The sequence below is a fragment of the Enterobacter sp. WPR_3_1 genome (assembly GCF_003635055.1).
GTDB classification, from domain to species: domain Bacteria; phylum Pseudomonadota; class Gammaproteobacteria; order Enterobacterales; family Enterobacteriaceae; genus Enterobacter; species Enterobacter ludwigii.
This window is the reverse complement of the sequence record NZ_RBXU01000011.1, coordinates 501,734-508,218: the sequence shown is the minus strand read 5'-3', so window position 1 is coordinate 508,218 and position 6,485 is coordinate 501,734. Positions and strand designations below refer to the sequence as shown.

Annotated in this window: 9 protein-coding genes; 4 read left to right on the top strand and 5 right to left on the bottom strand. The window is 49.4% G+C overall.

Features of this window, described 5'->3' with window-relative positions; genetic code table 11:
- Both BJ887_RS16515 and BJ887_RS16510 read left to right on the top strand, forming a co-directional pair.
- Nucleotides 1-366 (top strand): DUF1963 domain-containing protein (locus BJ887_RS16515; RefSeq protein WP_121340124.1); only part of this gene is annotated, 366 nt, incomplete at its 5' end.
- A gap of 218 nt (nt 367-584) precedes the next feature.
- Nucleotides 585-884 carry a DUF6966 domain-containing protein gene (locus tag BJ887_RS16510; protein WP_044867644.1) on the top strand — a complete coding sequence of 100 codons (300 nt, stop codon included), beginning with the start codon at nt 585-587 and terminating at the stop codon, nt 882-884.
- 320 nt (nt 885-1,204) lie between these two features.
- On the opposite strand, the gene BJ887_RS16505 is transcribed toward BJ887_RS16510, so the two are convergent.
- The 3 genes from BJ887_RS16505 to BJ887_RS16495 form a co-directional block, all read right to left on the bottom strand.
- Nucleotides 1,205-2,080, bottom strand: coding sequence for a GyrI-like domain-containing protein (locus BJ887_RS16505; RefSeq protein WP_044867642.1), 876 nt, complete (start codon nt 2,078-2,080; stop codon nt 1,205-1,207).
- Between the two features lie 238 nt (nt 2,081-2,318).
- The gene (locus BJ887_RS16500; protein ID WP_044867641.1) at nt 2,319-2,576 is read right to left on the bottom strand and encodes a hypothetical protein; all 258 of its coding nucleotides are present in this window, start codon (nt 2,574-2,576) and stop codon (nt 2,319-2,321) included.
- Nucleotides 2,577-2,804: 228 nt separating this feature from the next.
- A complete protein-coding gene (locus BJ887_RS16495) occupies nt 2,805-3,680 on the bottom strand; it encodes a LysR family transcriptional regulator (protein ID WP_121340123.1) in 876 nt (291 codons plus the stop codon).
- 128 nt (nt 3,681-3,808) lie between these two features.
- On the opposite strand from BJ887_RS16495, the gene gstA reads away from it, so the two are divergent.
- Nucleotides 3,809-4,414 (top strand): glutathione transferase GstA, encoded by a 606-nt coding sequence (gstA, locus tag BJ887_RS16490; protein WP_121340122.1) that lies wholly within the window; start codon nt 3,809-3,811, stop codon nt 4,412-4,414.
- Nucleotides 4,415-4,746: 332 nt separating this feature from the next.
- Here gstA and BJ887_RS16485 read toward each other — a convergent pair whose 3' ends face one another.
- The gene (locus BJ887_RS16485; protein WP_121340121.1) at nt 4,747-5,526 is read right to left on the bottom strand and encodes an SDR family oxidoreductase; all 780 of its coding nucleotides are present in this window, start codon (nt 5,524-5,526) and stop codon (nt 4,747-4,749) included.
- Nucleotides 5,526-5,852: a nuclear transport factor 2 family protein gene (locus BJ887_RS16480; protein WP_014169009.1), complete on the bottom strand. Its 327-nt coding sequence runs from the start codon at nt 5,850-5,852 to the stop codon at nt 5,526-5,528. The genes BJ887_RS16485 and BJ887_RS16480 overlap by 1 nt, the downstream gene beginning before the upstream one ends.
- Before the next feature lie 89 nt (nt 5,853-5,941).
- On the opposite strand from BJ887_RS16480, the gene BJ887_RS16475 reads away from it, so the two are divergent.
- Nucleotides 5,942-6,268: a helix-turn-helix domain-containing protein gene (locus BJ887_RS16475; protein ID WP_032681484.1), complete on the top strand. Its 327-nt coding sequence runs from the start codon at nt 5,942-5,944 to the stop codon at nt 6,266-6,268.
- Nucleotides 6,269-6,485: the final 217 nt, after the last annotated feature.

The window sequence follows — 6,485 nt, the reverse complement described above, 5'->3', positions numbered from 1 at the left end:
TACGCCACCCTTGATGGGCTTGAGTTATTGCCTGCAATTAACACTCCATATCGAGCATTTCCGGTTCGGTGGGTGAGTGTCAATGATGATGCTCCAGGATGGGAGGATGCTTGGGATATTATTGACTTGTCTGACGTAAACGATGATGAGGATGCAAGTGATAGATTCTATGATGGTTTTAACCGGTACAGGGGAACCAAGGTTGGAGGATATCCAATGGAGATACAACATGGTGTGGGGATTCAAGATTTTGTCTTTCAAGTGGGGTCAGAAGAAAAAGTAAACTGGATGTGGGCGGACAATGGTATCGGCTACTTTCACAAATCCCCAGAGGGACTTTGGACGTTTTCATGTCAGTTTTACTAGAAACTCAACGTCCTCTCATCGCTCACAGCGGACCTTCTGCTCCGTTAGTTTGGCCGCTTTGTGCCAGGAGCGGACGCGGTCTCCTCTGTTCGAAGGACAAAATTTAATGAGCCACTACACTATCAAACAGACCTTTTTTCCGGTGGCTCTGAGCAAGTTGTAGTACCTGCACCGTGGAAAATACCTGACGTTAAGATACTTGGAAGTAGTGGTTTGAAATGAAAAATGAAATAAAGAAAACAGTAACTGACATCATTAAAATACTATCCTCAAATGAGGAGGGTTCATGGGCAAAAACATTTGAAAAACTGGCCATCGAACTCGATGTTGATTGTGAGTCATCCATTTACTCATTGAAAAAACTCTACGGCGGGATGGGGTCATTTAACGATATTGTTCTCCATAAAAATGGAATACCTCTAATTCGAGAAAATGACGAGTTAGATGATTTGAGACACAAACTCTATAAGCAACTTGACCATGCAATCGGCTTGTTAAAAGCAGGAGATTTACCCTAACGTCGTTACCGGTAGCGCCTTTGAGTTACTGGCGACGCTTACGATGAGAAAAGATAAAACTGCTATGTATTGACCCGGAAAACGACTGGAAACGCGCCCGGTAAAATATATCCGGATGCATGACTATGCAGCCAGCTGAATTACCACTCGGCTCGCCGAAACATGACCAATCGGCGGACAGCACTAAGGTCCGCTCCTCGCTCGTAGTGGACCTTCTGATCAATTAGTTTGGTCGCTTTGTGCCAGAAGCGGACGTTGCAAATATCACTGTTTTAATCGATGGGGAGCAGGTCAACGATAAACAATAACCCTGAATCAGCTCATTTTAACGGCAAAAAGATATCCGTGAGTAATTCATGTTCTGCTACCTCATGCACAAAGTTGTGGTAATGAAAGAAAAGCGGGAAGTCGCGAAGTTCCTCTCCGCTCTCTGGCAACCAGTCACGATACAGAGACTTAGCCAACTCGGTTAACGCATCATGCGATCCCTGATGACGTAACACCGCACAGCGACCAGCCGGAATGTCACTATTTATCACCCCGAAGCGATTGTCTTCAATAATGGGTGACGTGACGGTTCCGCAAATATGGAACTCAAATTCATCCGGCGGCGTTAAGGTTGGATCGTGTGGTGCAATACCGTATGTCTGGCTACTGGCAACCGGTGAAAAACCCGTGGTTTTTCGCCATTCAATAAAGCGAGCCGCCGTTTCGTTTATTCGCTCCGGTTGTCCATAATGTGTCAGCATTGCGACTGACGTCGCGGGGAAAGTAATGATCCTGACCTGGCTTTGCATGGTTTGTCTCCTGGCTTTGTAAGGTTCGGATATGCGCTTATGCCAATCCACCCAGGGGGGCTGCTGGCGGAATTGCGTCGGTGATAGACCGAACATTTGTCTGAAAGCACGGCTAAATGATTCAGAATGCTGGAAACCGGCGTCGTACGCGATATCAGTGATTTTCTCTAACGGATTAAAAGCCAGTCGATAAGATGCGCGTTTTAAGCGCATCATCTGGATGTAACGGCCAGGTGGCATCCCACAATAACTACAAAACTGACGATGGAAATGAAATGGCGAGAAGTGAGCCACTTCACTCAGTTTTTCCAGTAATAAAGCGTCATCGAGATGGTGGTCAATATAATCAAAGACCTGTTTAAAGCGTCTGGCGTAACTATCAGTTTTATTATCACACATGACTTCCTCCGTGCTGCTTAATATGCTCGAAGGCGATTCAGTTTGCCTGACCGATCTTGCTCAATGACGTACAAAGGAGAGCATTTCCAGGTGGCTATCTTTCGAACCTTTGACTTGCTCCCCATTGCTCAAGACTCTCGATGTCAATATGCATGCCGAACTTCCACTGTTCGCTCAAAGTTGCTCCTCAGCTCCACGTCAGGCGCGGAGTAAACGCATCCGTGTAAGTGCACAATTTTCATGTGCCACTAAAGCAGCGTGTTCCCATCGACATTCTGTCAGCTTTATACGCCTGCCACTCGCGCCAGACATTCTCTGGATCAATATCGCGGTAGCCACGCTCTCTGATTATATCCTCGGCTGCTTCGGCCGGCAGGCGGATGGCTGTAGCGTCATCGCGGATGGACTCAACCTCATCGCGGGTCAATTCACGTCCCATGCCCTGTTCTTTATCAATCAGGACTATGATCAACGCAGGGATAAAAACAATCTTCATACTGATTAGTCTCTGAAATATTCGCATACCACTGTATCACTAACAGTTTTGATATAGTTTGACCTGTTCCCAGTTGATTGATACACGACATTGTGAGCAAGATCTATGCCGACTTAATTATGAACGTCTGCTGATTGCTCATAGCGGACCTTTTGCTCAGTCAGTTCGTCCGCTTCGTGCCACAAGCGGACATTTAACAAGGCGCTGAATTGAATAACACCAGCTGGCTCATCTTCGCTTACGTAGCGCATTAAGTAGCGTCTGCGTTGCATCAGAAGACGCTCCAGATGACGAACAAACCAGCCCAAATTCCCGGTGTATAGCAGGCGTCAAAGGTGCCACGCACAGGTTGCGCAGCGTCTCCGGCAGGGCTGATTCAGGTACAAGGGCGACGCCCATCTCTTCCCCGACCAGCTTACAGGCGCTAATCCAGTCGCGTACTGTTACGCGTATATCGGAAAGTTGCAAACCAGCCATTTCCATCAGGCTTTTTCCATTAACGACACATCCGCCTGTCGCCAGAATAAAGGGCTGGTCTGCCAGCGCCTTTAGCGTTATGCCATAAGCCCTGGCATGATGTGCCAGCTGATGTTTCGCTGGTATTACCGCGACCCATGCATCCTGTCCTAATATAACCTGTGCACGCCCGGGGCCGGGATTCATGACCACCCCAAGTTCTATGGTATCGGCGGCAAGCCACTCCTCGACTTCCTCGTCCGAACCTTCCAGGACAACGATTTCAATACCCGGATGCATGCGCTTAACGTCGCGAAGAAGCCCTGGCAACAATGTGGACGTCACTGAGGGGAAACTGGCCAGGCGAATGCGCCCTCGGTGTAAGTCTCGGCTCTTATCAGCCAGTATGCGGATGGCATTCAGCTGCGAAAGCATGTTTCGTGCATTTTCAATAACCTGCTCACCCAGCGCGGTAATACCGATATACCGTCGCTCACGCGTAAATACCGGGAATCCAAGCGAAGCTTCGAGCTGGGCGATGGCCTGGCTGGCACCTGACTGAGTCATTCCTATCTCTTCTGCGGCGCGCGAGATGTTGCCGGCATCGGCGACGGCCACCAGCAGGCGCCAGTGTAAAAGATTCATCATGATTATCAGTAGCTCAGCTAATAGTTAGATTCTATATCATTAATTTTACAGCGTAATACGCGTCAAATACAGTGAGTTCAGAATTGCTTCGAATTTCTCGATGGCTTTACACATTTAACGGAGACAACATGAAACTCTATTACGCCCCGGATACCTGTTCGTTATCACCGCACATTGTGCTGCGCGAACTGGAAATTGAATTTGAACTGGTGAAGGTTAACAACAAAAGCAAGCTCACTGCTGATGGTCGCGACTTCCGCACCATTAACCCTAAAGGTTATGTCGCTGCACTTGAATTGGATAATGGGCAGATACTCACTGAGGGGCCAGCCATTGTGCAGTACCTCGCCGATCTTAAACCAGAATATGGCCTGGCACCGCGCGCGAACAGTTGGGCTCGGGTGCGTCTGCAGGAATGGCTTAACTTTATCACTAGTGAAATACATGCTGGCTCGGCACCGCTGTTCAACCCCGCACTGCCCGAGGACATCAAAGCGATTTTTCAGGATAAGCTCTTCCGACAGTTCGATTTACTCCAGGCGAGGCTCAACGAAAACACTTATCTGACTGGCTCATCCTTCAGCGTAGCGGATGCCTACCTTTTTACGGTGCTGGGTTGGTGTAAATTCTTCTCAATCCGACTGGAACGCTGGCCAGCGCTACCGGCGTACATGGAAAAAATAAATGCCCGACCTGCTGTACAGGCTGCATTACTGGCTGAAGCGTCTCAGTAGGGGAGGTAATCGCTTATTGCTGGACACAGCATGTTGAGTGTCTGCAAAGAGGTCGTCTGCCCTTTGTTCAACGTGGGCCTGAAGTTGCGCGTAGCGTTCTGCTCTTTAGCATGAGCAGATGCTGAAACCCATTCCCGGCGGGATTCACTGCTGCTTTCATTTCATTATGGACTCAACGCCGCGCGACTTTTTGCCTTCATCTATGCCTCAAGTCAGACCTTGCGGCTCTTATATCAGGCCGCTTTATACCCTAAGCGGCCATTACGCCTGGCCACTCGTTTGTCGTGAGGAAACGTTAAGACTCAAAATAATGCACTGTTTCAGATATAAAATTATACCGTCGGGACAGTACCGCCATCGATCACATATTCCGTACCGGTAATAGTGGCAGCACAGGATGACGCGAGGAAGACGATAAGGTTCGCCACTTCGATGGGCTTTGAGGGACGGCCCAGCGGAATTCCACCGAGTGCATTCATGATGATCTGCTTACCTCCCTCGTAGTCCGTTCCAGCCTGCTGAGCAAGTCGTTCCGCCATCGCTACCGATGCTTCGGTTTCTACCCAGCCAGGCGCAACACGCACCACCCGAATTCCCTTAGGGGACACCTCTTTCGACAGGCTTTTGCTGTACGCCGACAGTGCCGCTTTGGCCGCCGCATATCCGGTGGTCGATTCCGGTAACGGCAGTTCACGCTGAATAGAGGTGACGTGGATGATCACCCCATCCTGTTGCGCCAGCATCCCTGGCAACAACGCGCGATCTAAGCGTACCGCAGGCAACAGATTAAGATTGAGCTCCTGTTGCCATTCCTCTTCCCCAAGGGCTGCAAACCCACCGCCGGGAGCGGTAGAACCGCCTGCTACGTGGATGATGATATCGACGCCGCCCAGGTGTTTCTGAACGGCGTCCACGACTAAATTACATCCCTGGATGGTGGTCAGATCCGCCGCTACGAAAGCGTCTGCGGCAGATTCTGCGGGCTCGTGACGCGCGGTGGTTAGCACTGTAGCCCCTTGCTGTTTTAAAAGGTGGACAACTGCTTTGCCGATCCCTTTGGTACCTGCGGTAACCAGAACACGTCTGCCCTGTAAATCAAGATCCATCAGCATCAGATTATCTCCAGAGTCGCAATCTTGTCGCCAGCGAGGCCGAAAGTATGTGTAAGCATCACGGGGCTACCGGGAAAATTACCGACAACATTCGTGGTGACTATTACCCGATCGCCTTCCGTGAGAACTTCAATGGGGTGAACGCTATAGTCGAAGGCAGCCCGCGCCGCGCGTTGCCACGCTTCGATTGCCGCGTACCCCCGATGGGTTTTACCTTCGTCGAACACGACGGCATCGAGAGTAAAACAGCGCTTAACGCTGGCAATATCGGCACCATTGCCGATCGCAAAATAGGTTGAAATAGCTTGCGGTAGAGATAATGACATGGCCCTTACTCCCGTTATTTACAGTACGGGAATTTTTAACATAGACTGTAAAATTGACAAGTACGCACAAAAAAGTGAGCAACTGAATTATGAGTAAGTTATATAGCCCGGAATCTGCCGCAAGCGGCGTGGAACAAGTTCTGCGAATGCTGGAAGGTCGCTGGAAACTCATTATTCTGTTTCATCTTTTCGACGGAAAGGTGCAACGCTATTCTGATTTTGAAAAACTGATCCCCGAAATTTCGCAGAAGATGCTGGCACAACAGCTGCGACAGCTGGAGGCCGACGGCATTGTGTCACGTAGGGTATATCCCCAGGTTCCACCGAAAGTCGAATATCGGCTCACTGAGTGGGGGCAGGCGCTGTGTCCGGCTCTCGATGCGATGCTGAAATGGGCAGAAAAACGCGAGGTTTAGGGGCTCGGGTACATTTTTGTTTATGATCGAAAATTGTTGATGTTCATTCCTTGCTGATAGCAGACCTTACGGCTCTTATTTTGGTCCGCTTTGTGCCGGGAGTGGACATTATTTTCTCGACTTATTCTAAATTCAATGCAAGGTACTATTATTGAATATATTGCCTAGGTTAAATTATGAACACAACCAATCCCATAACGGGCAATATTGTGAAACG

Bases quoted from the DNA above. Each gene is read 5' to 3' on its own strand.
- BJ887_RS16480 (WP_014169009.1), bottom strand. From the start codon at position 5,852: ATGTCATTATCTCTACCGCAAGCTATTTCAACCTATTTTGCGATCGGC.
- gstA (WP_121340122.1), top strand. From the start codon at position 3,809: ATGAAACTCTATTACGCCCCGGATACCTGTTCGTTATCACCGCACATT.
- BJ887_RS16475 (WP_032681484.1), top strand. From the start codon at position 5,942: ATGAGTAAGTTATATAGCCCGGAATCTGCCGCAAGCGGCGTGGAACAA.
- BJ887_RS16510 (WP_044867644.1), top strand. From the start codon at position 585: ATGAAAAATGAAATAAAGAAAACAGTAACTGACATCATTAAAATACTA.
- BJ887_RS16505 (WP_044867642.1), bottom strand. From the start codon at position 2,080: ATGTGTGATAATAAAACTGATAGTTACGCCAGACGCTTTAAACAGGTC.
- BJ887_RS16500 (WP_044867641.1), bottom strand. From the start codon at position 2,576: ATGAAGATTGTTTTTATCCCTGCGTTGATCATAGTCCTGATTGATAAA.
- BJ887_RS16485 (WP_121340121.1), bottom strand. From the start codon at position 5,526: ATGCTGATGGATCTTGATTTACAGGGCAGACGTGTTCTGGTTACCGCA.
- BJ887_RS16495 (WP_121340123.1), bottom strand. From the start codon at position 3,680: ATGATGAATCTTTTACACTGGCGCCTGCTGGTGGCCGTCGCCGATGCC.